This is a genomic window from Pseudomonas oryziphila (genome assembly GCF_003940825.1).
GTDB lineage: Bacteria > Pseudomonadota > Gammaproteobacteria > Pseudomonadales > Pseudomonadaceae > Aquipseudomonas > Aquipseudomonas sichuanensis.
The window spans coordinates 5,430,757-5,455,864 of record NZ_CP034338.1; the positions used below are offsets into that span (position 1 = coordinate 5,430,757).

A 25,108-nucleotide genomic window follows, 5' to 3' on the forward strand; every position below is an offset into this window, starting at 1 on the left:
TCCCACAGAGCAGGCGTCAGCCTCGATACTTGTGGGAGCTGGCTTGCCAGCGATGGGGCCAGCACAGGCAACCCATACCCCCAGTTCTGCTACCATGGCGCCCTGCCCGACCGTCCATGAGCGCCAGCATGTCCGACCCCCGCCTTGCTTTGACCCGTTTTCAACAGCACTTCGCCGAACGCATCGTGCCGCTGTGGCAAGGCCCGGGCTGGAACGCCGAGATGGCGCTGCCCTATGAAGCCCTGGACGCCCAACACCGCCCGCTGCCGGTACAGCGCTACCGCGCCATGGCCTGCGCGCGCCAGCTGTACCTGTTCAGCAGCCGCATCGAACAACCGGGCGCTGCCGAACGCGCGGCGGCACTGTTCCGCTCGCTGCAAAAGCACTTCCATGATGCCGAGCACGGCGGCTGGTTCTACAGCATCGACGCCGAAGGCAAGCCGCTGGACCGGCGCAAGGATCTCTATACCCACGCCTTCATCGTCTTCGCCTGCGCCCATTACTGGGGCAAGGTCGGTGAAGGTCTGGTGGAAGCCACGCTCAATGGCGCCCTGGAAGTGGTTGCCGAGCAGTTCGCCCGTGACGATGGCCTGTACGAGGCCAGCCTGGGTGAAGACTGGTCGGACCTGGGCAGCGGCCCGTTGCAGAACCCACAGATGCACCTGGCCGAAGCTTTCCTGCAGGTGCTGGCCGTGCGCGAGGACGACGACGTACGCCAGTCGCTGCTGCAGCTGTGCGAAGCACTGCAGGCGCAATTCGTCGAACCGCAACACGGCCTGATGCTGGAGAAACCGCGCGGGGCTGTGGATAACTGGTTCGAGCCTGGCCATCAGTTCGAATGGTTCTACCTGCTCGACAGCTCGCCGCTGCTGCGCGGCACGCCGCTGCATGCCTCCATCAGCCGTGCGTTCGGCTACGCCGAACAGTGCGGGGTGAAGGATTCGGCGGTGCTGGCGATGCTGGATGTGGACGGCAAGGTGCTCGACGCCACCCAGCGGATCTGGGCCCAGGCGGAGTACCTGCGGGCGCTGGTGCTGCGCTCGGCCAGCGATGAAAAATTGCTTGGGCAGCTGCAGGCCCTTCAGGGGCAGTTCCTGCATGACGGCGGCTGGCATGAGTGCCGGGATGGCAATGGCGCGGTCAGCCGGCATGACATGCCTTCGACCACGCCCTATCACTTGGCGACCTGCCTGGAAGGTTTGCAGCGCCTGGACTGACGCAATCGCGGGGCAAGTCGCAGCGGCGCACCGCCGCTCCCACAGGTTTTGCGCATCATCTGTGGGAGCGAGCTTGCCTCGCGAATGGCCCGCAAAGCGGGCCTTGTCAGTTGATTCAGGCCTTGGCCGAGCGGTCGATCGAGAACCCTGCCCAGTCCTGGCTCACCGGCATCAGCTCGAGGCTGTTGATGTTGATGTGCGCCGGTTGATTGAGGATCCAGAAGATGGTCTCGGCAATGTCCTGCGGCTGGATCGGCTCGGCGCCTGCATAGGTGGCGTCGTACTTGGCCTGGTCGCCGCCGAAGCGCACCAGCGAGAACTCGCTCTCGCACAGTCCTGGCTCGATGTTGCTCACCCGCACCCCGGTACCGCGCAAGTCGCAACGCAGGCTCAGCGAGAACTGGCCGACGAACGCCTTGGTGCCGCCGTACACGTTGGCGCCTGGGTACGGGTAGTTGCCCGCCACCGAGCCGACGTTGAGGATCGACGCACCACGGCCGTGGGCGATCAGGCGTGGCAGCAGCAGGCGGGTGGTGTACATCAGGCCCTTGATGTTGGTGTCGACCATGGTTTCCCAGTCGTCCAGGCTGCAGTTCTGCGCGGCATCGACACCCAGCGCCAGGCCGGCGTTGTTGACCAGGCCCTGCAGTTTGTCGAAGGCCGGCGGCAGGCTGGCGATGGCCGCCTCCATGGCTTTGCGGTCACGCACATCGACCACCAGGGTGTGCACTTCGGTCTTGGCCGACAGCTCGGCGCGCAGGGCATCCAGGCGCTCCTGGCGACGGCCGGTGAGGACCAGCTTCCAGCCGGCCTCGGCGAAACGGCGGGCGGTGGCCTCACCAAAACCGGAAGTCGCGCCAGTAATGAATACGGTGGATGTCATGCTCTTCTCCTTGGCTGTGGATTAGGTGCTGCAGGCCTCGCAGCATGCCCGGCGCACGCCCTGGCGACAACCGTTTCGATGCCTGATCAAAAAACGACCAAAGCCTTGAAGGCCCCGTGCTAGATGGTCCTGAGAGAGCTATGCGCACCTTATCCACAAGCCTTTCCCCACGGATTGGGGGCAACTCGTCGGTTGCGTGGAACCTTTTGTTCGGCCGAGGTCCTGTGGAAATCTTTCAGTGATGGCGCAACGCTTTCAACCATGCCGCTTGCGGCAGTCTGTCCAAGGTTTTTGCACAGAGTTATCCACAGATATCCGGCCCTTGTGGACAGGTCCTCCTGCTGGCAAAAACACTCGTTGAATCAACCACAAAGCGTACATGATCAAAAAACGTACAACCTCTTGAAGACCTTGAAAACAAAGGGGTACAGCGAGGTGCCACCATGTTTTCCACAGGCGGCTCCACACAATCCGTGGAAAGTTTTGTACCTGTGGAAACAAGGGCTTGCGAGGGGGTTGTGGAGTGCTTCGAGAAAGATATGCGACAAGTTGTCCACATGCTGCTGGGAAGCCGCATCGCTGGCAAGCCAGCTCCCACAGAAGCAGGTTCATGCGGTCAGGGTGGGAGCCGGCTTGCCGGCGAAGGGGCCGCGCAGCGGCCCCGGAAACAATCAGTGCCCGCCCAGATAGGCGTTACGCACCTCCTCGTTGACCAACAGCTCCTGCCCGGTCCCGGTCATGCGGATCTGCCCGTTGACCATCACATAGGCACGGTCCGAGAGCTTCAGCGCATGGTTGGCGTTCTGCTCCACGAGGAAGATGGTCATCCCGCTCTGCGCCAGTTCGCGCAGGGTGGCGAAGATCTGCTTGACCACGATCGGCGCCAGCCCCAACGACGGTTCGTCAAGCAGCAGCAGCTTGGGCCGGCTCATCAGCGCCCGGGCGATGGCGAGCATCTGCTGCTCGCCGCCGGACATGGTCATCGCCCGCTGGTTACGCCGCTCCTTGAGCCTGGGGAACAGCGTAAACATGCGCTGCATGTCCTCATCGGCATGTTTGTCGCCGATGGGGATGGTGCCCATCATCAGGTTCTCCTCGACGGTCATGTCGGGGAACACCCTGCGCCCTTCGGGGGACTGGGCGATGCCGTTGGAGGCGATGTAGTGCGACGACTTGCGGGTGATGTCGGTGCCACGGTAGATGATCTGCCCGGAGGCCGCCCGGGGCTGGCCGAAGATCGACATCAACAAGGTCGACTTGCCCGCACCGTTGGCGCCGATCAGGCTTACCGTCTCGCCTTCGTTGATGTGCATCGAGACTTTCTTCAGGGCCTGGATCGGCCCGTAGAACACCTCGAGATCCTTCAGTTCGAGAATGGGTGCGGTCATACCAGTTCCTCTTCATCAGCACCCAGGTAGGCGGCGATCACCGTCGGGTTGTGGCGGATATCCTGCGGCGCGCCTTCGGCAATCACGTTGCCGTGGTCGAGCACGACGATGTGGTCGGAAATGCTCATGACCATGCCCATGTCGTGCTCGATCAGCACCACGGTGATGTCATGCTCGTCGCGCAGCACGCGGATCATGCGGCTGAGCGCCTCGGTTTCCTGCGGGTTGAGGCCGGCGGCCGGTTCGTCCAGGCAGATGATCTTGGGCCGTGTGCACATGGCCCGGGCGATCTCCAGACGGCGTTGCTGGCCATAGGAAAGCTCACCGGCCAGGCGGTTGGCGCAGTCGACCAGGTCGACCACCTCCAGCCAGTAGAAGGCATGGTCCAGCGCCTCGCTCTCGGCCTGGCGGTAGCCCTTGGTGTTGAGCACCCCGGCCAGCAGGTTGCGGTTGACCCACATGTGCTGGGCCACCAGCAGGTTCTCCACCACCGACATTTCCTTGAACAGGCGGATGTTCTGGAAAGTACGCGCCAGCCCCGCCCGGTTTACCAGGTGGGTACCGCCGAACATCTTGTAGTACATGCGGTTGGCGAAACGCGCGGGGGACACGAAGTCGGAGGGCCGGAAACGCTCGCCCAGCAGCTGAATGACGTTGGTTGTGCTGCCGCGCACGTTCAGTTCGATGCGCCCGCCGCTGGCCTTGTAGAAGCCGGTCAGGCAGTTGAACACGGTGGTCTTGCCGGCGCCGTTGGGGCCGATCAGGGCGAAGATCTGGTTGCGCTTCACTTTCAGGCTGACATCGCTGAGCGCCTTGATCCCGCCGAACTGCATCATCAGGTTGTCGACCGACAGAATGATTTCGTCGCTCATGGCGCCACTCCTTTACGCGGGACCACACCAGTACGGCTGATGCGGATCAGCCCCCGTGGTCGCCAGATCATCATCAGCACCATCAATACGCCGAACAGCAGCACGCGGTACTCGGAGAAGCTGCGCAGCAGCTCGGGGGCCACGGTCAGCACGAATGCGGCAATCACCACGCCCACGGTCGAGCCCATGCCGCCGAGCACGACGATGGCGAGGATCAGCGCCGACTCGAAGAAGGTGAACGACGACGGGTTGACGAAGCCCTGGTAGGTGGCGAAGAACACGCCGGCAAGGCCTGCGGTAGAGGCACCGAGGGTGAAGGCGGAGAGCTTGACCAGCACGTGGTTCAGGCCCATCGAGCGGCAGGCGATCTCGTCTTCGCGCAGCGCCTCCCAGGCACGGCCGACCGGCATGCGGGTCAAGCGGTGCTTGATGTACAGCACGGCCAGCACTACCAGGAACAACACCGCGTAGATGAACACGAACTTGAGGTTGGCGTTGTATTCGAAGCCGAAGAACTCATGGATCGGCACCCCGCCGTCCTTGGCCCTGCGACCGAACTCCAGGCCGAAGATGGTCGGCGATGGCGCCGGCATGCCGTTGGGGCCACCGGTGAACGACAACCAGTTGTTCAGCACCAGGCGAATGATTTCACCAAAGCCCAGGGTCACGATCGCCAGGTAGTCGCCATGCATCCGCAACACCGGGAAGCCGAGGATGCACCCCGCCAGCGCGGCGGCGATGGCCGCCAGCGGCAGCACGCTCCAGAAGCCCAGGCCCAGATACTGGTAGCCGAGCGCCAGGCCGTAGGCGCCAATGGCGTAGAACGCCACGTAACCCAGGTCGAGCAGGCCGGCCAGGCCGACCACGATGTTCAGGCCCAGGCCCAGCAGCACGTAGATCAGGCCGAGGATGACCACGGTCAGCAGGTACTTGTTGGCGAAGACGGGGAACACGATGGCAATCACGATCAGCGCCGGAATGATGTAGCGCAGGCGCGACTTGTAGTCCGGCGCCAGCACGTGCACGCCCGAACCACCACTGTCGAAGCCCTGGAGCATGCGCAGGCCGGTGGCGGTCTGCAGGAACAGGCTGAGCACGAAGCGCCCGACCATCACCCCGCCGACCAGCCAGGCCACGCGGGTCGGCTGGGCGTTGAAGGTGTAGCCGTCGAGTACCACGCCGACGACCGGGCCAAATACGATGAGGGCCAGCAGGCCGGCGACTATGGTCTCCAGCAGGCTGCGTTTGAGATCGAAACCTTTGTTTGCAACAGCAGGGGCAGTATTGGCAGCGGACATGTTCACACCTTAGCCACGAGCGGGCGACCCAGCAGGCCTTGGGGACGGAAGATGAGGATCATCACCAGCAGCGAGAAGCTGAACACGTCCTTGTAGTCGGAGTTGATCAGGCCGGAGAACAGCGACTCGGAAATCCCCAGGATGATCCCGCCAAGCATGGCGCCCGGGAGCGAGCCGATACCGCCAAGCACGGCGGCGGTGAATGCCTTGATGCCGATGATGAAGCCGGCATAGAAGTCGAAGGTGCCGTAGTTCATGGTGATCAACACGCCCGCCAGTGCGGCCATCACCGCGCCGATGACGAACACGTAGGAGATCACCCGGTCGGTGTTGATACCCAGAATGGAGGCCATCTTGCGGTCTTGTTGCGTGGCGCGGCACATGCGGCCGAGCTTGGTGTACTTGATCACGTAGGTGAGCAGGCCCATGCCGACGAACGCGGCGACCAGGATGAAGATCTTGGTGTAGGTCAGTTGTACGAAACCACTGCCAACGTCGATACGCATGGCGCCTTCGAGCAGCGTGGGTACGCCCTGCTGGCGGGCGCCCTGGCTGATCTGTGCGTAGTTCTGCAGGATCAGCGAGATGCCGATGGCGCTGATCAGCGGTGCCAGGCGGGTGGAGTTGCGCAGGGGTTTGTAGGCGATGCGCTCGATGGTGAAGCCGTAGACGCCGGTGACGACGACGGTGAACAACAGCGTGCCGAGCATCAGCAAGGGGAACGACTCGATGCCGAAGTAGGCCAGCAATGCCAGGCTGATCGCCGCGAGGTACGCGGAAATCATGTACACCTCGCCGTGCGCGAAGTTGATCATGCCGATGATGCCATAGACCATTGTGTAGCCGATGGCGATCAGGCCATAGACCGACCCGAGGGTCAGGCCGTTGACCAGTTGCTGCAGGAAAATACCATCCATAACGCAATCTCACCTGATTGAGATTGCACGAGCGCCGACCACGGCGGGCCACGGATGAAGTGGCCGTTGCGGCGCAGAACCGTGCAGATCTACGAATAAAGACAGCTGCTGCGAGGGCGTTGGCCCGGGCTTGCAGGCCCGGGCCCCACCCTGGTTATTTTTGTTTTTCGAGCTGGTGGTACTTGCCGTCTTTATCCCACTGGTAGACCACGTAGTCGGACACGGTCAGGTCGCCCTTGCTGTCCCACTTCTTCTCGCCCATGACGGTCTTGACCGGGTTGGCCTTGAGCCACTTGGCGGCGTCTTCGCCCTTGTTCGACTTGGCGCCGTTGAACCCGGCGGCCAGGGCCTGCAGCGAAGCGTAGGCATACAGGGTGTAGCCTTCCGGCTCGGTGCCATTCTTGCGGAACTCCTCGACCACCGCCTTGCTGTCGGGCAGCAGACGCGGGTCGGCGCCGAAGGTCATGTACACACCATCGACGTATTGAGCACCGCCAGCGGTGGTGACCAGTTCGTCGGTGACGATGCCGTCGTCGGACATGAACTTGACGTCCTTCAGGCCCTGCTCGCGCAGCTGGCGTACCAGCGGGCCGGCCTCTGGGTGCAGGCCACCGAAGTAGACGACGTCGGCACCGGCGGCGCGGATCTTGGTGACCACGGCGCTGAAGTCCTTCTCACCGCGGGTCAGGCCTTCGTACAGTACCGGCGTGACGCCGCGCTTGATCAGCTGTGCCTTGGTCGCGTCGGCCAGGCCCTGGCCGTAGGTGTCCTTGTCGTGCAGCACGACCACTTTCTTGCCCTTGAGCACGTCGACGATGTAGTCGCCGGCGACGATGCCCTGCTGGTCGTCACGGCCACACATGCGGAACATTGCAGACAGGCCGCGCTCGGTAACCTGCGGGTTGGTGGAGCCCGGGGTGATGGCGATCACGCCAGCCTCGTCATACACCTCGGAGGCGGGGATGGTGTTGGAGGAGCAGAAGTGGCCGACCACGCCGATCACCTTGTCCTGGTCCACCAGGCGGTTGGCCACGGCCACGGCCTGCTTGGGTTCACAGGCGTCGTCACCTTTGACCAGGACGATCTTTTCGCCGTTCACCCCGCCGGCGGCGTTGATCTTGTCGGCTGCCGCCTGGGCACCTTTCATGTACTGCTCGCCAAACGCTGCGTTGGCACCGGTCATGGGGCCCGCAACACCGATCTTGACGTCGGCCTGAACATACGAAGAAACACCCAGTGCTGTGGCTACTGCCAGTGCCAGGAAACCTTTCTTGTAAAACGTCTGCGACATGAGGTGGTGCTCCTAGAGTTTTTTTTGGTTGGCACTACAACTTCATCAACCCTGTGCTCCGAGCAAGGGCCGTGCCATTGGTTTTGCATTCCGGGAAAACTCACTGTGCAGGGGGATAAGAGGCGACCGACGGCCTTTTCTTTATTGAGCGTGCAACCGTCTGCCGCAGGGTGAGCGCCACCCAAACGCCTAGACAAGGAGCAACCATCGAGTGCCATCATTGCAACCCTTGCAAGTGTTAACGTGCAACCGCCCTGTAACAGCCGACGTCACCGAACTGCACACCGCTGGTGCGCGACTGCTACAGGCAGCACCGTTTGAAGGCTAGCCGGTGCACGGAAAAAGACCTGCTTTGCCTGCGCCGGCCCTTTCGCGGGTAAACCCGCTCCCACAGGATGGCACCTGACCTGTGGGAGCGGGTTTACCCGCGAAGGGGCCGGCATAGGCGCAACAACACCTCAAAGACTGGCACAATAGCCGCCATTGCCCGCTTTGGAGCTTCCCCCTGATGAGCGAGAGCGCATTCGCCGAGCGCATCGTGCACAACCTGCTCGACACCGATTTCTACAAGCTGACGATGATGCAGGGCGTGCTGCACAACTACCCGGACGCCGACGTCGAGTGGGAGTTTCGCTGCCGCAATGGCGAAGACCTGCGCCCCTACCTGGGCGAAATCCGCCACCAGTTGGAACTGCTCAGCGAGCTCACCCTGGATGATGGCCAGCTAGCCTTCCTCGAGTGCATCAGCTTTCTCAAGCCCGACTTCCTGCGTTTCCTGCGGCTGTTCCGCTTCAACCTGCGCTACGTGCGCTTAGGCATCGAAAATGACCAGCTGAGCCTGCGCCTGCGTGGCCCGTGGCTGCACGTGATCCTCTTCGAAATACCCCTGCTGGCGATCATCAGCGAAGTGCGCAACCGCCACCTGCACCCGCACATGCGACTTGCCGAGGCGCGTGACCAGCTACACCGCAAGTTCGACTGGCTGCGCGCCCATGCCAGCGATGACGAACTGGCCGAACTGCAGGTGGCCGACTTCGGCACCCGCCGGCGCTTTTCCAGCCGGGTGCAGGCAGAAGTGGTGCGGGTGCTGCGCGATGATTTCCCAGCCCGTTTCGTCGGCACCAGCAACGTCGACCTGGCATGGAAACTGGATATCAAGCCGCTGGGCACCATGGCCCACGAGTGGTTCATGGCCCACCAGCAACTCGGCCCACGGCTGATCGACAGCCAGAGCGCCGCGCTGGACTGCTGGGTACGTGAATACCGCGGGCTGCTGGGCATCGCCCTGACCGACTGCATCACCATGGATGCCTTCCTGAAGGATTTCGACCTGTACTTCGCCAAGCTGTTCGACGGCCTGCGCCACGATTCGGGCGAGCCGGTGGCCTGGGCCGAGAAAGCCATCGCCCATTACCAGAAGCTGGGCATCGACCCGATGACCAAGACCCTGGTGTTCTCCGATGGCCTGAACCTGACCCGTTCACTGGAAATCTTCCGTGCCCTGCGCGGTCGGATCAACGTCAGCTTTGGCATCGGCACCAACCTGACGTGCGACATCCCCGGTGTGGCGCCCATGAACATCGTGCTTAAAATGACCGACTGCAACGGCTCGCCAGTGGCGAAGATCTCCGACGAAGCCGCCAAGACCCAGTGCCGCGACCAGAACTTCGTCGCCTACCTGCGTCACGTATTCAAAATCCCCAGCAAGGAGTAACCCATGCAAGCCGTTCAGCAGGAGATTGCCCAGGCGCTCAAGGTGCAGCCCCCCTTCGCCGATACCGCCGCGCTCGAGCAGGAAGTGGCCCGGCGCGTGGCGTTCATCAAGGACTGCCTGGCCAACGCCCGGCTCAAGACCCTGGTGCTAGGCATCAGCGGCGGCGTCGATTCGCTGACCGCCGCCCTGCTCGCCCAGCGCGCCATCAACGAGTTGCGCAGCGAGACCGGCGACAAGGCCTACACCTTCATCGCCGTGCGCCTGCCGTACCAGGTGCAGCACGACGAGCACGACGCCCAGGCCTGCCTGGACGTGATCAAGGCCGATGAAGTGCACACCGTCGACATCGCCCCGGCGGTACGCGCCCTGGCCACTGAAGTAAAAGCGCTGGAAGGTGGCTCGCCGAGCCTGGTGGACTTCGTCGTCGGCAATACCAAGGCGCGCATGCGCATGGTGGCGCAATACACCATCGCCGGCGCCCGCGCGGGCCTGGTGATCGGCACCGACCACGCCGCCGAGGCGGTGATGGGCTTCTTTACCAAGTTTGGTGATGGTGCCTGCGACCTGGCGCCGCTGAGCGGGCTGGTGAAGAACCAGGTGCGGGCGATTGCGCGCAGCTTTGGCGCGCCGGAATCGCTGGTGGAGAAAGTGCCGACCGCCGACCTGGAAGACCTGGAACCGGGCAAGCCGGACGAGGCGTCCCACGGCGTCACCTACCAGCAGATCGATGCCTTCCTGCATGGCCAGCCGGTCGATCAGGCGGCGTTCGACATCATCGTCGGCACCTACCGCAAGACCCAGCACAAGCGCGAACTGCCGTTCGCGCCTTGATCAGGTCATAAAACGACCTGTGGGAGCGGGCTTGCCCCGCGATGGCGATGGTGGATTCACCATCGCCATCGCGGGGCAAGCCCGCTCCCACGTTTGTGGCTCAGTTAGTCGTTACTTAACTACGACCTTGCCCTTCATCATCGAGATGTGGCCCGGGAAGGTGCAGAAGAAGCTGTAGTCGCCACCGGCTTCAAGCTTCGAGGTGTCGAACTTCACTTCAGTCTCTTTCTCTGGCGCGCCGATCATCGCGGTGTGGGCGATGATGTTGGCGTTATCTGCTTTCAAGTAGCCCTTGTCGATGCCCTGGCTCATGCCTTCGGTGGCGATCGCCTGCATGTCGGCAGTCTTGCTGATCACCAGGTTGTGGCCCATGACGTTCTTCGGCAGGCTGCCCGAGTGGGTCAGCTTCACGGTGAACTCTTTGCAGCTCTTGTCGACGGTGAATTCTTTGCTGGTGTAGGACATCTGGTCAGTCGACTCGACAGTGACCGAGCATTCGGCTGCAAAGACAGAGGCGCTGGCGAGGGTCAGCAGGGATACCGCTACAGCTTTCGCAAACATCATGAATCTCCTTGGCAGGGTTTTATCAATTGCGAGACTGCCTGAAACCATGCAACCCAGCCCTGATGTGGGTCAAGGGGTGTCAAGTGGCCAGCCAGTTGAATTGTTCAATGGATTGTATACAACCAATCAAAGAGCACATCATGCCCTCTTGATAGACGATGGGACAACCTTTCATTTAGGAGTAACTGAAATGTCCCTCTCAAGTTTCATGAACAGCCTGCTCGCCGCCTACGCCCAGGGCGCCACCGGCGCGGCCTGCGAATTCTCCCGCCCAGAGTGAATAGCCTTGGAAGTGTCAGGCTAGAGCCTTACCCTGTGCCCCCTGTGAAGGGAGACAAGCCATGCCTGTACGTTCCGTTTGTGTGTTCTGCGGCGCCAGTATCGGCGCCAACCCCGCCTACCGTGAAGCCGCCATCGCCCTGGGCCAGGCCATCGCCCGCCGGGGCCTGACGCTGGTCTATGGCGGCGGCGCGGTGGGCCTGATGGGCACCGTGGCCGACGCCGCGCTGGCCGCGGGTGGTGAAGTGGTCGGGATCATCCCCGAAAGCCTGATGAACGCCGAAATCGGCCACAAGGGCCTGACCCGTCTGGAGGTGGTGGACGGCATGCACGCGCGCAAGGCGCGCATGGCCGAACTCAGCGATGCCTTCATCGCCCTGCCGGGCGGGCTGGGGACGCTGGAGGAGCTGTTCGAGGTGTGGACCTGGGGGCAGTTGGGGTATCACGCCAAGCCGCTGGGCTTGCTGGATGTGAACGGGTTCTACGAGAAGCTGGGCGGGTTCCTCGACCATATCGTCGAGGAAGGCTTCGTTCGGCCGCAGCACCGAGCGATGTTGCAGTTGGCGCAGCAGCCGGATGAGTTGCTGGAGGCGATGGACAGCTTCGTCGCACCAGTGGCGCCGAAGTGGGTGGATAAGAAGCCGGATTGAGCCGGACGGGTGGCCTGAACACCCGTGGGAGCGGGCTTGCCCCGCGATGGCGTCGGAAATCCCGACATCGCAATCGCGGGGCAAGCCCGCTCCCACGGTTACTGCATCAGCGCGGAATGACTGGCTGACGCGGCTTCTTGCCCTTGCCGCCACCCTTGGCCGCCTCTTTGCGCTCCTTGGCCGCCTGCTGGTTGCGGGCGAACGCTTCGGCCTTGGCCTTCTCGCGCTTGTCCCACGGCTTGCTGCCATCGCTGGCACGCGGCGGCAGGCCGGTGTGCTGGGTGAGGATCTTCTGCTCCTTGCCCACCTTGTGGCTGCCGGCCGGCGTGGAGTTCTTGCGCCGGGCGCTCTGGTAGCTGTCGGTCTGCGGCTGGTGCAGCGGGATCAACTGGTGCTTGCCCGGGCCGATCAGGTCGGCGCGGCCCATACGCTCCAGCGCTTCACGCAGCATCGGCCAGCCCTTCGGATCGTGGTAGCGCAGGAACGCCTTGTGCAGGCGACGCTGCTCCTCGCTCTTGACGATCTCCACCCCTTCGCTCTTGTAGGTGACCTTGCGCAGCGGGTTCTTGCCCGAGTGGTACATGGCCGTGGCCGAGGCCATGGGCGACGGGTAGAACGCCTGCACCTGGTCGGCGCGGAAGCCGTTGCCCTTGAGCCAGAGGGCCAGGTTCATCATGTCTTCGTCGGTGGTGCCCGGGTGCGCGGCAATGAAGTACGGGATCAGGTACTGCTCCTTGCCCGCCTCTTTCGAGAACTTCTCGAACATGCGTTTGAAGCGGTCGTAGGTGCCGATACCCGGCTTCATCATCTTGTCCAGCGGGCCACGCTCGGTGTGCTCCGGGGCAATCTTCAGGTAGCCACCGACGTGGTGGGTCACCAGCTCGCGCACGTACTCCGGCGATTCCACCGCCAGGTCGTAGCGCAGGCCCGAGGCAATCAGGATCTTCTTCACCCCCGGCAAGGCGCGGGCCTTGCGGTACAGCTCGATCAGCGAGCTGTGGTCGGTGTTGAGGTTCTCGCAGATGCCGGGGAACACGCACGACGGCTTGCGGCAGTGCTTCTCGATCTCGTGGCTCTTGCAGGCGATGCGGTACATGTTGGCGGTCGGGCCGCCAAGGTCGGAGACCACGCCGGTGAAGCCTGGCACCTTGTCACGCATCTCTTCGATTTCGTGCAGGATCGACTCGTGCGAGCGGTTCTGGATGATCCGGCCTTCGTGCTCGGTGATCGAGCAGAAGGTGCAGCCACCGAAACAGCCACGCATGATGTTGACCGAGAAACGGATCATCTCGTAGGCCGGGATGCGTTCCTTACCATAGGCCGGGTGCGGAACACGCGCGTAGGGCATGCCGAACACGTAGTCCATTTCTTCGGTGGTCATAGGGATGGGTGGCGGGTTGAACCACACATCCACCTCGCCGTGCTTCTGCACCAGGGCGCGGGCGTTGCCGGGGTTGGTCTCCAGGTGCAGCACGCGGTTGGCGTGGGCATAGAGCACCGGGTCGTTGCGCACCTTTTCGAACGATGGCAGGCGGATCACCGACTTTTCCCGGGTGATCTGCGGGCTGTCGAGGATCTGCACCACCTTGGCTTCGTTCGGGTCGTCCTGCTCGCCCTTGGCCTGCTCGATGGCGCAGGCCTGGGTGTCCTGGGTGTTGACGTAGGGGTTGATGATCTTGTCGACCCGGCCCGGACGGTCGATGCGGGTGGAGTCGATCTCGTACCAGCCCTGGGGCGTGTCGCGGCGAATGAACGCCGTGCCGCGCACGTCGGTGATCTGCTCAATGGGCTCGCCCTGGGACAGGCGCTGGGCGACCTCGACGATGGCCCGCTCGGCGTTGCCGTACAGCAGGATGTCGGCGCTGGCGTCCACCAGGATCGAGTGGCGGACTTTGTCCTGCCAGTAGTCGTAGTGGGCGATGCGGCGCAGCGAGGCCTCGATGCCGCCGAGCACGATCGGCACGTGCTTGTAGGCTTCCTTGCAGCGCTGGCTGTACACCAGGCTGGCGCGGTCCGGGCGCTTGCCGGCCAAGCCGCCAGGGGTGTAGGCGTCGTCGGAGCGGATCTTCTTGTCCGCGGTGTAGCGGTTGATCATCGAGTCCATGTTGCCGGCCGCGACACCGAAGAACAGGTTCGGCTCGCCGAGCTTCATGAAGTCGTCTTTGGACTGCCAGTTCGGCTGGGCAATGATGCCCACCCGGAAGCCCTGGGCCTCGAGCAGGCGGCCGATGATGGCCATGCCGAACGACGCATGGTCGACGTAGGCGTCACCGGTCACGATGATGATGTCGCAGGAATCCCAGCCGAGCTGATCCATCTCCTCCCTGCTCATCGGCAGGAACGGCGCTGGCCCGAAGCATTCGGCCCAGTACTTGGGATAGTCGTAGAGTGGTTTGGCTGCTTGCATGTCAGTGACCGGTTCTGGTGTGCAGGGAAATCGCGGGCGCGGAATATAGCACAAATTTTGACCAAATCCGACGGTGGTGGTCGGATTCATTTGGATCGACCAGGAAAACACTGACCCCTGTGGGAGCGGGTTTACCCGCGAAGGCGATGGAACATTCGACATCGCATTCGCGGGTAAACCCGCTCCCACAGGGGCCAGTTGGATCCCGGGAGGTTTATTCGTCGTCGTCGAAGTTGTACATACCCGGCGCGAGGTTCTCGAAGCGGGTGTACTTGCCGATGAACGCCAGGCGGATGAAGCCGATGGGGCCGTTACGCTGCTTGCCGATGATGATCTCTGCCACGCCCTTGTGCTCGGTCTCGGGGTGATACACCTCGTCGCGGTAGACGAACATGATCACGTCGGCGTCCTGCTCGATTGCACCGGATTCACGCAGGTCGGAGTTGACCGGGCGCTTGTTGGGGCGCTGCTCCAGGGAGCGGTTGAGCTGCGACAGGGCGATGACCGGGCAGTTGAATTCCTTGGCCAGGGCTTTCAACGAGCGGGAGATCTCGGAGATCTCGTTGGTGCGGTTGTCACCGGCAGAGCCCGGGATCTGCATCAGCTGCAGGTAGTCGACCATGATCATGGCGATCTCGCCGTGCTCACGGGCCAGGCGGCGGGTACGGGCACGCATTTCCGAGGGGCTGATGCCGGCGGTGTCGTCGATGAACAGCTTGCGGTCATTGAGCAGGTTGACCGCGGAAGTGAGGCGCGGCCAGTCGTCATCGTCCAGCTGACCGGAACGCACTTTGGTCTGATCGATCCGGCCGAGGGACGAGAGCATACGCATGATCAGCGATTCACCTGGCATCTCGAGGGAGAACACCAGCACCACCTTGTCGCTGCGCAGTACGGCGTTTTCCACCAGGTTCATGGCGAAGGTGGTCTTGCCCATCGACGGACGGCCAGCAACGATGATCAGGTCGGCGGGCTGCAGGCCGCTGGTCTTCTCGTCGAGGTCGGTGTAACCGGTAGAGACACCGGTGATGTCACTGTCGGAGTTGAACAGCGTGTCGATGCGATCGATGGCCTTGGTCAACAGCTCGTTGACGCCCACCGGGCCACCGGTCTTCGGCCGCGCCTCGGCGATCTGGAAGATCTGCCGCTCGGCGTCGTCGAGGATCTCCTCGGCGTTGCGCCCCTGGGGGTTGAAGGCGTTGTCGGCGATGTCGGTACTGATGCTGATCAGCTGGCGCAGCGTGGCCCGCTCGCGAATGATCGCGGCGTAGGCCTTGATGTTGGCCACCGACGGCGTATTCTTGGCCAGTTCAGCCAGATAGGCCAGGCCGCCGACCTGGGTGGAGACGCCTTCCTTGTCCAGCTGCTCGTGCAGCGTCACCACGTCGAACGGGTGGTTCGCGTCGACCAGCTTGTGGATGGCGCGGAAGATCAGGCGGTGGTCATGCCGATAGAAATCGCCATCCGACACCTGATCCAGCACCTTCTCCCAGGCGTTGTTGTCCAGCATCAGGCCACCGAGCACGGCCTGTTCGGCCTCGATGGAATGCGGCGGCACCTTCAGGGCAGCGGTTTGCAGGTCGAGCTGTTCGGGATGGGTAATCTCGTTCATGGCCACGAAAGAATTCTGGGGGGATGATAAAAACAAAGGGCACGGCCTGTAGGAAACAGGACCGTGCCCGATGTTAACCGCCTGGCCCGCGAGGGACCAGCCGATTGCGCAGCTTAGGCAGCTACGACGACCACACGTACGGTGGCTTCAACGTCGCTGTGCAGGTGCACGGCTACGTCGTATTCGCCAACCTGACGGATGGTGCCGTTCGGCAGACGAACTTCAGCCTTGGCCACTTCAACGCCGGAGGCGGTCAGGGCGTCAGCGATGTCGTGGGTGCCGATCGAACCGAACAGCTTGCCTTCGTCGCCAGCGGTGGCAGTGATGGTCACTTCCAGCTCGGCCAGTTGGGCAGCACGGCTTTCAGCCGATGCTTTCTTGTCTGCTGCGGCTTTTTCCAGCTCAGCGCGGCGCTCTTCGAACGCGGCCAGGTTGGCGGCGTTGGCAACGGTGGCCTTGCCGAACGGCAGCAGGAAGTTACGGCCGTAACCGGCCTTAACGTTTACTTTGTCGCCCAGGTTGCCCAGGTTGGCGACTTTTTCCAGCAGGATCAGTTCCATTTGGTAAAACCTCTTAACTTTTAACCTTCACCGTTCGCGGAATCGTCACCCTGCGAAGGGGACTTGCGACCGCGAAAATCAATCAGGCTGTCGACAATGGCCAAAACCACGAGCAACGGATACATCAGCTGCATGAGCAGCGGCAACGTCACGTACATCCCCACCAGCCAGAACCCGGCCAGTCGCCCCTGCGCCACCAACCCATGAATCAGGGCGATGCCAGCCAGAAGCAGTACCAGGCTGGAGGCCGATGCCAGCACGATGAACTGAGACCCGATAAACGGACCCAGCGCCATCAGCGACACCAGTGCCAGCATGGGCACCAGCGGTAGCCTCAGTTCGCGAAACTCGCGGCCGAAACCACCGGGGTTGTACAACGCTGCCTGCCAATAGCGCGCCAGCATCAAAGCCAGCAGGCTGAACAGCTGCAGCATTACCGCACTGGAAGCGACCAGCAAAGGGCCGATCAGCTCACCAGGTAGTACGGGTTTGCCTTCGAACTGCGGCAGGGCTTTTTCAAGCGCCTTGGCCAGCACTTCGAAGGTTTCGCGCAGCACCGCATCCAGGATCAGGCTGTACAGCAAGCCTAATACGACACTGGACAGCAGCACCCGGCTCCAGGAGTGCCCGGCACGCAACAGCGCAGCCAGGCCCAGCGTTCCCAAAAACACCAGCAAGGTGCTGGGTTCGCCGAAGTACCACATGATCACCGCCGGCAACAGGCCCCAGGCGATGACCGATGAAGCATCCTTGAAACCACGCCGCAGGAACACCAGGCTCCCGGCGGCGGCACTCAACCAGAACAGCAGCGGCAGTACCGCACTGATGACCACCACGAAGGTGGCCTGCACACGACCGCGCATGATGAAACTTGCCAACGCTCGCATGCTTATCCCTTGCTACTTAAGTCGACGACCCGGTCTCAGCGGCCGTGGCTGTCGGTGTAGGGCAGCAGGGCCAGGAAGCGGGCGCGCTTGATAGCGGTAGCCAGCTGACGCTGATAACGAGCTTTGGTACCGGTGATGCGGCTTGGAACGATCTTGCCGGTTTCGGATACGTAAGCTTTCAGGGTGTTGAGATCTTTGAAGTCGATCTCTTTCACGTCTTCAGCAGTGAAGCGGCAGAATTTACGACGACGGAAGAAACGTGCCATGTGATTGGCTCCTCAAAAGGTCCGTGGATTACTCGTCAGCGTTATCGCTGTTGTCGCTGTCATTGCTGTCGTCGCCATCGACGCCATCAGCACTGTCAGGACGTTCGCGACGCTCACGGCGCTCGCTGCGGTTCTCTTCTGCCTTGAGCATCTCGGACGGGCCGGTAACGGCTTCGTCACGACGGATGACCAGGTTACGGATCACGGCATCGTTGTAGCGGAAGTTGTCTTCCAGCTCGGCCAGGGCCTTGCCGGTGCACTCAACGTTCAGCATCACGTAGTGAGCCTTGTGAACATTGTTGATTGCGTAGGCCAGTTGACGACGGCCCCAGTCTTCCAGGCGGTGGATCTTGCCACCATCTTCTTCGATCAGCTTGGTGTAACGCTCAACCATGCCGCCGACTTGCTCGCTCTGATCCGGGTGGACCAGGAAGATGATTTCGTAATGACGCATGAATGCTCCTTACGGGTTAGTAGTCTGCCAGCGTATCTGGTCAGACAAGGAGTGAATGACACTGTAAGTCTTGCCCCGGCGTGTAGGCGCATGCGCACCGGCCAGCTGGCAAGGGGCGCAATTGTAGAGAAGGCCAGGGGGACAAGCAAGGTAATTGGCGAATATTTGAACAGCCGGAAACATATTCGCCCGACGGGCAGGTTCCTGCGGGAGCAGACCCGTGAGGCGGGGTTCGTGGGAGCGGGCTTGCCCCGCGATACGATGGCAAACCCACCACCGCCATCGCGGGGCAAGCCCGCTCCCACAAGCCCGCCCTGCAGGTAACGAATCAGCGCTTGGCCTGGCGCTGTCTCACTGCCTCGAACAGGCACACCCCGGTCGCGACCGAGACGTTCAGGCTGCTGACGCTACCGGCCATCGGCAGCTTGACCAGGAAATCACAGTGCTCGCGGGTCAGCCGACGCATGCCCTTGCCTTCGGCACCCATGATCATCACCAGCGGGCCGGTCAGGTCCTGCTGGTAGATCTCCTGCTCGGCCTCACCGGCGGTACCGACCACCCACAGCCCGCGCTGCTGGAGCTTCTCCAGGGTGCGGGCCAGGTTGGTCACGGCCACCAGCGGGATCACTTCGGCGGCGCCACAGGCCACCTTGCGCACCACGGCAGTCAGGCTGGCCGACTTGTCCTTGGGGATCACTACTGCAGTAGCGCCCGCGGCATCGGCGGTGCGCAGGCAGGCGCCGAGGTTGTGCGGGTCGGTGACGCCGTCGAGGACCAGAATCAGCGGCGGGGTTTCAGTGCGCTCGAGCAACTCCTCGAGCATCAATTCACCCCACACCTGGCTCGGGCTCACCTCAGCCACTACGCCCTGGTGCACACCCTCGACCCAGGCATCGAGCTCGCGGCGCTCGGCCTGGCCGACCTGAACGCGGTTTTCCGCGGCCAGGGCCAGCAAGGTCTGCAGACGCGGTTCGCTACGGCCTTCCGACAGCCAGATCTGCTTGACCCGCTTGGGATGGTGCTGCAGCAACGCCTGGACGGCGTGCACGCCGTAGATCTTTTCCAGCTGACTCATGACTTGTTCTTGCCTTTACGTGGCGCGCCGGACTTCGACGGCCCCTTGCGATGCTTGGTCGGTTTACCGGAAGCCGACTTGCTGCCTTTCTCCGACTTGCTGGCGGCGTGCCCGGTGCGCGCATCGCTCATCAGCGCTTTCTTCATCTCGCGGCTCTTGCGCACTTCGGCGTTACGCTGGACAGCGTCTTTCGGGAAGTAGGCTTCGGCGGTTTCGCCCTTGCGGCTGCGCGGCTTGGGCGAGATTTTCGCTTCGCCGGCAGGCGCCGGCTGGGCGGCCGGCTCGGCGGCACCGGCGCGCGTCTTGCGGCCAACCGGCGCGGTGACGGTCTGCTCGGACATCTCGAAGTCGATCTTGCGCTGCTCGAGGTCGACACGCATGACCTTGACCTCGACCGTGTCGCCAAGGCGGAAGCTGCGCCCGGTGCGCTCGCCCGACAGGCGATGATGAACCGGATCGAAGTGGTAGTAGTCACCCGGCAAGGCACTGACATGCACCAGGCCTTCGACATAGATGTCGGTCAGCTCGATGAACAGGCCAAAGCCGGTCACAGCCGTGATCACGCCCGGGAAAATTTCCCCGACACGGTCACGCATGTACTCGCACTTGAGCCAGTTGACCACGTCACGGGTGGCCTCGTCGGCGCGGCGCTCGGTCATCGAGCACTGCTCGCCCATCTGCTCGAGGGCGTTCTCGTCGTACGGGTAGATACGCGCCTTGGGGATGCTCATGGCACCGGCACGCTTGACGTGCGGGGTATCGACCTTGGAGCGGATCACGCTGCGGATCGCCCGGTGCACCAGCAGGTCCGGGTAACGACGGATCGGCGAGGTGAAGTGGGTGTAGGCTTCGTAGTTCAGGCCGAAGTGGCCATTGTTCTCGACGCTGTACACCGCCTGGCTCAGGGAGCGCAGCATGACGGTCTGGATCAGGTGGAAGTCCGGGCGCCCGGCGATGCTCGCCAGCAGGGCCTGGTAGTCCTTCGGCGACGGATCCTTGCCCTTGTGCAGGCTCAGGCCCAGTTCGCCGAGGAAGGCGCGCAGTTTTTCCAGGCGCTCCGGCGGCGGGCCGTCGTGCACGCGGTACAGCGACGGCACATTGTGCTTCTGCAGGAACGCGGCGGTGGCGACGTTGGCCGCCAGCATGCATTCCTCGATCAACTTGTGGGCGTCGTTGCGCACGGTCGGACGAATTTCGTCGATCTTGCGGTCTTCGCCGAAGATGATCCGGGTTTCCTGGGTCTCGAAATCGATCGCGCCACGGGTGTGACGGGCCGCCAGCAGCACCTTGTACAGCGCGTACAGGCTCTTGAGGTCTGGCAGGACAGCACTGTACTCCTCGCGCAGGGCCTTGCCTTCGCGGGTACGGGAATGCTCGAGCATGCTGCTGACCTTGTTGTAGGTCAGGCGCGCATGGGAGTGGATGACCCCCTCGTAGAACTGGTAGTCGACCATCTGGCCGGCCTTGTTGATGGTCATTTCACAGACCATGGCCAGGCGATCGACGTGCGGGTTCAACGAGCACAGGCCGTTGGACAGCTCCTCGGGCAGCATCGGGATGACGCGCTCCGGGAAGTACACCGAGTTGCCGCGCTGCTGTGCTTCGGTATCCAGGGCAGAACCCAGGCGCACGTAGCTGGACACGTCGGCGATCGCCACATAGAGGCGCCAGCCGCCAGAGAACAGGCGCAGCTTGCCCAGCGGCTCGCAGTAGACGGCATCGTCGAAGTCACGGGCGTCTTCACCGTCGATGGTGACGAACGGCAGGTGACGCAGGTCGATGCGCTTCTCTTTGTCCTTTTCTTCGACTTCGGAGCGGAACTTGCGCGCTTCCTTGATCACGTCCTGCGGCCAGACATGGGGAATGTCATAGCTGCGCAGGGCGATATCGATCTCCATGCCCGGGGCCATGTAGTTGCCGATCACCTCGACAACGTCACCTTGCGGCTGGAAGCGCGGGGTGGGCCAGTGGGTGATCTTGATCGAAACGAACTGGCCGATCTTCGCACCACCGTTACGCCCGGCGGTGACCAGCACTTCCTGCTGGATCTTCGGATTGTCCGGCGTCACATAACCGATGCCGCCTTCTTCGAAGTAGCGGCCGACCACGCTCTCGTGGGCACGGGAGATGACTTCAACCAGCACGCCCTCGCGGCGGCCACGGCGGTCGACACCGGAGACCCGGGCAAGGCCGCGGTCACCGTCGAATACCAGGCGCATCTGCGAGGGGCTGAGGAACAGATCCTCACTGCCGTCGTCGGGGATCAGGAAGCCGAAGCCGTCGCGGTGGCCGGAGACACGGCCGCAGATCAGGTCGAGCTTGTCTACCGGGGCATAGGTGCCGCGCCGGGTATAGATAAGCTGGCCATCACGCTCCATGGCGCGCAGGCGGCGACGCAGGGCTTCGATCTGGTCTTCTTCATACAGACCGAACTCTGCCGCCAGTTCTTCGCGGGCAGCCGGTTCGCCACGGTCGGCGAGGCGCTGCAGGATCAGCTCACGGCTGGGAATAGGATTGTCGTATTTTTCCGCTTCGCGAGCGGCCTCGGGATCGAGGGATTGCCAATCGGCCATCAGAAGGGGTTCACCTTGGGGTATATAGATATGAATTCTGGCATAGGCCTATTGAAACCGGAAATGTCAGCCTTGGACAGCCCCAGCACAGCGTCCGCTGCCCAGTAATAGGCCTGCGGAATCAACAAGTTGAATTTTTTGAAATTTTTTTCGCTCGGGGGCTTTACAGCCTCCAGGACCGTCCGTATAGTGCGCACCACAACGACGGACAACCCCGAAGTTGTAGTAGAGATGAACGGCGCTGTAAAGCATCTTGTAATCTCGAATGTGTGCCCAGGTGGCGGAATTGGTAGACGCGCTGGTTTCAGGTATCAGTGACTTAACGGTCGTGGAAGTTCGAGTCTTCTCCTGGGCACCAAGATTTTCAAGTAATAGATGACCAAGGATCTATTACTACTGTGTGAAAGCGAACGATAGTCGCCTCACCAGATGATTCAAAGCTTTGCCCAGGTGGCGGAATTGGTAGACGCGCTGGTTTCAGGTATCAGTGACTTAACGGTCGTGGAAGTTCGAGTCTTCTCCTGGGCACCATATAAAAACCCACTAGCTTGCTAGTGGGTTTTTTCTTGCCTGCGATTTTTGCTTGCCCCCTCTCCCGCCGAAAGTTCTCTAGCGCGCTCGATCTCACAGACACAGCAGGGATCACGGCGAACCCCCATGAATTTCCCGTCATACGCCCATTTGAGAAACGATTTCGTTTACCATTGTTTCCAAATATGTAGCCGTAAGCGAGGAAGTACCCGCATGACGATCCGCCCGCAACCGCTGATGCGCAGCCTGGCCGCTGCAGTGCTGAGCCTGGTGATCGGCGCCCCGGCCGCCCTGGCAGACGCCCCGGCCAGCCTGACCATGTACAACGGTCAGCACAAGGAAATCGGCGAAGCCATTGCCAAGGCCTACGAGGCCAAGACCGGCATCCACATCAATATCCGCAAAGGCAGCAGCAACCAGCTGGCCAGCCAGATCATCGAGGAAGGCGACCGCTCGCCCGCCGACATCATCTATACCGAAGAGTCGCCACCGCTGAACAACCTGGGCGAACTGGGCCTGCTGGCGAAGATCGACGACGCCACCCTGAATATGCTGCCAAAGGAATACGTAGGCGCCAATGGCACCTGGATGGGGGTCACTGCCCGCACCCGCGTGGTGGTGTACAACCCGAAAAAGGTCGACGAGAAAGACCTGCCCACCACAGTGATGGACTTCGCCAACCCCGAGTGGGAAGGCCGGGTCGGTTACGTGCCCACCAGCGGCGCCTTCCAGGAACAGGCCGTGGCCATCCTCAAGATGCACGGGCGCGAAGCCACCGAGGAATGGCTGACCGGCTTGAAAGCGTTCGGCAAGACCTACACCAACAACATGGTGGCCCTGAAGGCCGTGGAAAAAGGCGAAGTCGCCGCCGTGCTGGTGAACAACTACTACTGGTACGCCCTGGAGCGCGAGCGCGGCAAGCTCGATTCCAAGCTGTACTACCTGGCCGATGGCGATGCCGGCAACCTGGTGACCATCTCCGGCGCCGCTGCGGTGAAAGCCAGCAAGCACCCGAAAGAAGCCCAGGCCCTGCTCAACTGGATGGCCAGCGAAGAAGGCCAGCGTGTGATCACCCAGACCACCGCCGAATACCCGCTGCACAAGGGCATGGTCTCGGACCGTGGCCTGAAGCCGTTCGAGGAGCTGCGCCCGCCGAAGATCTCGCCGGCCGACCTGGGCAACGCCGAGGAAGCCATTGAGCTCGAACGTGAGGTTGGTCTGCTCTGATGACCGCCGCCCTGCCCTCGCCCGCCGTCTCCCGCTTCGTCCCCAAGCGCAAGCGCCCGTCTGTCTGGGTGCTGCTGCCGGTGCTGTTCCTGGTGGCGATGAGCCTGCTGCCATTGCTGTATGTCGGGCTCAAGGCCTGGGAAGCCGGCGCTCACGAGGCCCTGCGCCTGCTCTGGCGCCCGTTCGTCTGGGGCCTGCTGCGCAACACCCTGCTGCTGATGGCCGGCGTCACCGCGCTGTGCCTGGTGGTGGGCGTGGCCCTGGCCTGGCTGCTGGAGCGCAGCGACCTGCCGGGCCGGCGCCTGTGGGGCGTGGTGCTGTGCCTGCCGTTCGCCGTGCCGTCGTTCGTCAGCAGCTTCACCTGGGTGTCGCTGAGTTCGGACTTCGAAGGGTTGGGCGGGGCGATCCTGGTGATGGCGCTGTCCAAATACCCGCTGGTGTTCCTGCCGGTGGCCGCCACCCTGCGCAACCTCGACACCGCGCTGGAAGAATCGGCGCGCACCCTGGGTTGCAGCCGCTGGGGGGTGTTTCGCAAGATCACCCTGCCACTGCTCTGGCCGTCGATGCTGGGCGGCGCCTTGTTGATCGCCCTGCACATGCTGGTGGAGTTCGGCGCCCTGTCGATTCTTGGCCTGCAGACCTTCACCACGGCGATCTACCAGCAGTTCGAACTGGAATTCAGCAACGCCAACGCTGCCATGCTTTCGGCAGTGCTGCTGGCGCTGTGCCTGGTGATGCTCTGGCTGGAGCTGCGGGTACGCGGCAAGGCCCGCCATGTGCGGATCGGCCAGGGCGTGGCGCGTCGCGCCCAGCCGGTCAACCTGCGTGGCTGGATGCCACTGGGGCAACTGCTGTGCATGGCGCTCGCGGTGCTGGGCAGCGGTATTCCACTGGCCATGCTTGGCTACTGGCTGAGTGTCGGCTCGTCGGCGGCCTTCCCGGTGGCGGCCATCGGCAAGGCACTGGCCACCTCGCTGTCGGTGTCGCTGGGCGGCGCAGGTTTCTGCGTGCTGCTGGCATTGCCGATCAGCTTCCTGGTGGTGCGCTACAAGGGTCGCCTGGCGATCTGGGCCGAACGCCTGCCGTACCTGCTGCACGCCCTGCCGGGCCTGGTGATCGCGCTGACCCTGGTGTTCTTCGCCCTGCACTACGTGCCGGCGCTGTACCAGACCACTGCCCTGCTGATCCTGGCCTATGCCCTGCTGTTCCTGCCGCTGGCCCAGTCGCCGGTGCGCACGGCACTGAACAAGGCTTCACCGACGCTGGAAGAGGCGGCGCGCACGCTGGGTGCGAGCAGCTTCGCGGCGTTCTGCCGGGTGACCCTGCCGATCATCTTCCCGGCCATGGCGGCGGCATTTGCGCTGGTGTTCCTGGATGCAATGAAGGAGTTGACCGCCACCTTGCTGCTCAGCCCGACCGGGATGACCACGCTGGCAACCGAGGTGTGGGCGCATACCGCCAACGTCGAGTTTGCGGCGGCCGCGCCTTATGCGGCGCTGTTGATCGTGGTGTCGGGGTTGCCGGTGTATCTGTTGACCACACGGATGTATCTGAACAAGGCGTAAGGCCCTTTCGCGGGGCAAGCCCGCTCCCACGCCGCCGTTTGTAGGTC

The 25,108-nt window shown here is 62.8% G+C and carries 21 protein-coding genes and 2 tRNA genes; 8 read left to right on the top strand and 15 right to left on the bottom strand.

The features are described 5' to 3' along the window. Positions 1 to 128: 128 nt before the first annotated feature. Positions 129 to 1,217: an AGE family epimerase/isomerase gene (locus EJA05_RS25320; RefSeq protein WP_125860638.1), complete on the top strand. Its 1,089-nt coding sequence runs from the start codon at positions 129 to 131 to the stop codon at positions 1,215 to 1,217. Positions 1,218 to 1,332: 115 nt separating this feature from the next. Here EJA05_RS25320 and EJA05_RS25325 read toward each other — a convergent pair whose 3' ends face one another. The 6 genes from EJA05_RS25325 to EJA05_RS25350 form a co-directional block, all read right to left on the bottom strand. Beyond that, positions 1,333 to 2,100, bottom strand: coding sequence for an SDR family oxidoreductase (locus tag EJA05_RS25325; RefSeq protein WP_125465741.1), 768 nt, complete (start codon positions 2,098 to 2,100; stop codon positions 1,333 to 1,335). A gap of 671 nt (positions 2,101 to 2,771) precedes the next feature. Next, a complete protein-coding gene (locus tag EJA05_RS25330; RefSeq protein WP_125465742.1) occupies positions 2,772 to 3,488 on the bottom strand; it encodes an ABC transporter ATP-binding protein in 717 nt (238 codons plus the stop codon). Beyond that, positions 3,485 to 4,360 carry an ABC transporter ATP-binding protein gene (locus tag EJA05_RS25335; protein ID WP_125860640.1) on the bottom strand — a complete coding sequence of 292 codons (876 nt, stop codon included), beginning with the start codon at positions 4,358 to 4,360 and terminating at the stop codon, positions 3,485 to 3,487. Before EJA05_RS25335 ends, EJA05_RS25330 begins: the two co-directional genes overlap by 4 nt. Beyond that, positions 4,357 to 5,658: a high-affinity branched-chain amino acid ABC transporter permease LivM gene (livM, locus tag EJA05_RS25340; protein ID WP_110992986.1), complete on the bottom strand. Its 1,302-nt coding sequence runs from the start codon at positions 5,656 to 5,658 to the stop codon at positions 4,357 to 4,359. The genes EJA05_RS25335 and livM overlap by 4 nt, the downstream gene beginning before the upstream one ends. A gap of 2 nt (positions 5,659 to 5,660) precedes the next feature. Next, the gene (locus EJA05_RS25345; RefSeq protein WP_110992987.1) at positions 5,661 to 6,575 is read right to left on the bottom strand and encodes an ABC transporter permease subunit; all 915 of its coding nucleotides are present in this window, start codon (positions 6,573 to 6,575) and stop codon (positions 5,661 to 5,663) included. A 154-nt stretch (positions 6,576 to 6,729) separates the two neighbouring features. Continuing rightward, complete coding sequence (locus EJA05_RS25350; RefSeq protein ID WP_110992988.1) at positions 6,730 to 7,866, bottom strand: branched-chain amino acid ABC transporter substrate-binding protein; 1,137 nt, start codon at positions 7,864 to 7,866, stop codon at positions 6,730 to 6,732. 508 nt (positions 7,867 to 8,374) lie between these two features. On the opposite strand from EJA05_RS25350, the gene pncB reads away from it, so the two are divergent. Then, positions 8,375 to 9,580 (top strand): nicotinate phosphoribosyltransferase, encoded by a 1,206-nt coding sequence (gene pncB, locus EJA05_RS25355; protein ID WP_125860642.1) that lies wholly within the window; start codon positions 8,375 to 8,377, stop codon positions 9,578 to 9,580. A 3-nt stretch (positions 9,581 to 9,583) separates the two neighbouring features. Continuing rightward, positions 9,584 to 10,411, top strand: a complete 828-nt coding sequence (gene nadE / locus EJA05_RS25360) for an ammonia-dependent NAD(+) synthetase (RefSeq protein ID WP_125860644.1) — start codon at positions 9,584 to 9,586, stop codon at positions 10,409 to 10,411. A 111-nt stretch (positions 10,412 to 10,522) separates the two neighbouring features. Here the strand turns inward: nadE and azu are convergent, their stop codons facing one another. Then, positions 10,523 to 10,972, bottom strand: coding sequence for an azurin (azu, locus tag EJA05_RS25365; protein ID WP_110992991.1), 450 nt, complete (start codon positions 10,970 to 10,972; stop codon positions 10,523 to 10,525). A gap of 344 nt (positions 10,973 to 11,316) precedes the next feature. Between azu and EJA05_RS25370 the strand changes: the two genes are divergently transcribed. After that, positions 11,317 to 11,904, top strand: coding sequence for an LOG family protein (locus tag EJA05_RS25370; protein WP_125860646.1), 588 nt, complete (start codon positions 11,317 to 11,319; stop codon positions 11,902 to 11,904). Positions 11,905 to 12,010: 106 nt separating this feature from the next. Here EJA05_RS25370 and EJA05_RS25375 read toward each other — a convergent pair whose 3' ends face one another. The 8 genes from EJA05_RS25375 to rnr form a co-directional block, all read right to left on the bottom strand. Beyond that, positions 12,011 to 14,311, bottom strand: a complete 2,301-nt coding sequence (locus tag EJA05_RS25375) for a YgiQ family radical SAM protein (RefSeq protein WP_125465748.1) — start codon at positions 14,309 to 14,311, stop codon at positions 12,011 to 12,013. Positions 14,312 to 14,525: 214 nt separating this feature from the next. After that, positions 14,526 to 15,923: a replicative DNA helicase gene (gene dnaB, locus EJA05_RS25380; protein ID WP_110996121.1), complete on the bottom strand. Its 1,398-nt coding sequence runs from the start codon at positions 15,921 to 15,923 to the stop codon at positions 14,526 to 14,528. A 113-nt stretch (positions 15,924 to 16,036) separates the two neighbouring features. Then, positions 16,037 to 16,483, bottom strand: a complete 447-nt coding sequence (gene rplI / locus EJA05_RS25385) for a 50S ribosomal protein L9 (RefSeq protein ID WP_011535934.1) — start codon at positions 16,481 to 16,483, stop codon at positions 16,037 to 16,039. Positions 16,484 to 16,503: 20 nt separating this feature from the next. Beyond that, complete coding sequence (locus EJA05_RS25390; RefSeq protein ID WP_125860648.1) at positions 16,504 to 17,370, bottom strand: hypothetical protein; 867 nt, start codon at positions 17,368 to 17,370, stop codon at positions 16,504 to 16,506. Positions 17,371 to 17,405: 35 nt separating this feature from the next. Next, positions 17,406 to 17,636, bottom strand: a complete 231-nt coding sequence (gene rpsR / locus EJA05_RS25395; RefSeq protein ID WP_003249563.1) for a 30S ribosomal protein S18 — start codon at positions 17,634 to 17,636, stop codon at positions 17,406 to 17,408. Between the two features lie 28 nt (positions 17,637 to 17,664). Further along, positions 17,665 to 18,090 (bottom strand): 30S ribosomal protein S6, encoded by a 426-nt coding sequence (rpsF, locus tag EJA05_RS25400; protein ID WP_110996123.1) that lies wholly within the window; start codon positions 18,088 to 18,090, stop codon positions 17,665 to 17,667. Positions 18,091 to 18,418: 328 nt separating this feature from the next. Further along, positions 18,419 to 19,165, bottom strand: a complete 747-nt coding sequence (gene rlmB, locus EJA05_RS25405; protein ID WP_110996124.1) for a 23S rRNA (guanosine(2251)-2'-O)-methyltransferase RlmB — start codon at positions 19,163 to 19,165, stop codon at positions 18,419 to 18,421. Beyond that, positions 19,162 to 21,738, bottom strand: coding sequence for a ribonuclease R (gene rnr / locus EJA05_RS25410; RefSeq protein ID WP_125860650.1), 2,577 nt, complete (start codon positions 21,736 to 21,738; stop codon positions 19,162 to 19,164). The genes rlmB and rnr overlap by 4 nt, the downstream gene beginning before the upstream one ends. A gap of 271 nt (positions 21,739 to 22,009) precedes the next feature. Here rnr and EJA05_RS25415 point away from each other — a divergent pair. The 4 genes from EJA05_RS25415 (at position 22,010) to EJA05_RS25430 (ending at position 25,061) form a co-directional block, all read left to right on the top strand. After that, positions 22,010 to 22,096, top strand: a tRNA-Leu gene (locus EJA05_RS25415). Positions 22,097 to 22,182: 86 nt separating this feature from the next. Then, positions 22,183 to 22,269: transfer RNA gene (locus tag EJA05_RS25420), tRNA-Leu, on the top strand. A 213-nt stretch (positions 22,270 to 22,482) separates the two neighbouring features. Further along, entirely contained in the window at positions 22,483 to 23,496 is a 1,014-nt protein-coding gene (locus tag EJA05_RS25425) for an extracellular solute-binding protein (RefSeq protein ID WP_125860652.1), read from the top strand. Continuing rightward, positions 23,496 to 25,061 (top strand): ABC transporter permease, encoded by a 1,566-nt coding sequence (locus tag EJA05_RS25430; protein WP_125860654.1) that lies wholly within the window; start codon positions 23,496 to 23,498, stop codon positions 25,059 to 25,061. The genes EJA05_RS25425 and EJA05_RS25430 overlap by 1 nt, the downstream gene beginning before the upstream one ends. Positions 25,062 to 25,108 lie beyond the last annotated feature (47 nt).

Excerpts from the sequence above, each read along its gene's own strand:
- EJA05_RS25320 (WP_125860638.1), top strand. The coding sequence starts at position 129 with ATGTCCGACCCCCGCCTTGCTTTGACCCGTTTTCAACAGCACTTCGCC.
- EJA05_RS25325 (WP_125465741.1), bottom strand. The coding sequence starts at position 2,100 with ATGACATCCACCGTATTCATTACTGGCGCGACTTCCGGTTTTGGTGAG.
- EJA05_RS25330 (WP_125465742.1), bottom strand. The coding sequence starts at position 3,488 with ATGACCGCACCCATTCTCGAACTGAAGGATCTCGAGGTGTTCTACGGG.
- EJA05_RS25335 (WP_125860640.1), bottom strand. The coding sequence starts at position 4,360 with ATGAGCGACGAAATCATTCTGTCGGTCGACAACCTGATGATGCAGTTC.
- livM (WP_110992986.1), bottom strand. The coding sequence starts at position 5,658 with ATGTCCGCTGCCAATACTGCCCCTGCTGTTGCAAACAAAGGTTTCGAT.
- EJA05_RS25345 (WP_110992987.1), bottom strand. The coding sequence starts at position 6,575 with ATGGATGGTATTTTCCTGCAGCAACTGGTCAACGGCCTGACCCTCGGG.
- EJA05_RS25350 (WP_110992988.1), bottom strand. The coding sequence starts at position 7,866 with ATGTCGCAGACGTTTTACAAGAAAGGTTTCCTGGCACTGGCAGTAGCC.
- pncB (WP_125860642.1), top strand. The coding sequence starts at position 8,375 with ATGAGCGAGAGCGCATTCGCCGAGCGCATCGTGCACAACCTGCTCGAC.
- nadE (WP_125860644.1), top strand. The coding sequence starts at position 9,584 with ATGCAAGCCGTTCAGCAGGAGATTGCCCAGGCGCTCAAGGTGCAGCCC.
- azu (WP_110992991.1), bottom strand. The coding sequence starts at position 10,972 with ATGTTTGCGAAAGCTGTAGCGGTATCCCTGCTGACCCTCGCCAGCGCC.
- EJA05_RS25370 (WP_125860646.1), top strand. The coding sequence starts at position 11,317 with ATGCCTGTACGTTCCGTTTGTGTGTTCTGCGGCGCCAGTATCGGCGCC.
- EJA05_RS25375 (WP_125465748.1), bottom strand. The coding sequence starts at position 14,311 with ATGCAAGCAGCCAAACCACTCTACGACTATCCCAAGTACTGGGCCGAA.
- dnaB (WP_110996121.1), bottom strand. The coding sequence starts at position 15,923 with ATGAACGAGATTACCCATCCCGAACAGCTCGACCTGCAAACCGCTGCC.
- rplI (WP_011535934.1), bottom strand. The coding sequence starts at position 16,483 with ATGGAACTGATCCTGCTGGAAAAAGTCGCCAACCTGGGCAACCTGGGC.
- EJA05_RS25390 (WP_125860648.1), bottom strand. The coding sequence starts at position 17,370 with ATGCGAGCGTTGGCAAGTTTCATCATGCGCGGTCGTGTGCAGGCCACC.
- rpsR (WP_003249563.1), bottom strand. The coding sequence starts at position 17,636 with ATGGCACGTTTCTTCCGTCGTCGTAAATTCTGCCGCTTCACTGCTGAA.
- rpsF (WP_110996123.1), bottom strand. The coding sequence starts at position 18,090 with ATGCGTCATTACGAAATCATCTTCCTGGTCCACCCGGATCAGAGCGAG.
- rlmB (WP_110996124.1), bottom strand. The coding sequence starts at position 19,165 with ATGAGTCAGCTGGAAAAGATCTACGGCGTGCACGCCGTCCAGGCGTTG.
- rnr (WP_125860650.1), bottom strand. The coding sequence starts at position 21,738 with ATGGCCGATTGGCAATCCCTCGATCCCGAGGCCGCTCGCGAAGCGGAA.
- EJA05_RS25425 (WP_125860652.1), top strand. The coding sequence starts at position 22,483 with ATGACGATCCGCCCGCAACCGCTGATGCGCAGCCTGGCCGCTGCAGTG.
- EJA05_RS25430 (WP_125860654.1), top strand. The coding sequence starts at position 23,496 with ATGACCGCCGCCCTGCCCTCGCCCGCCGTCTCCCGCTTCGTCCCCAAG.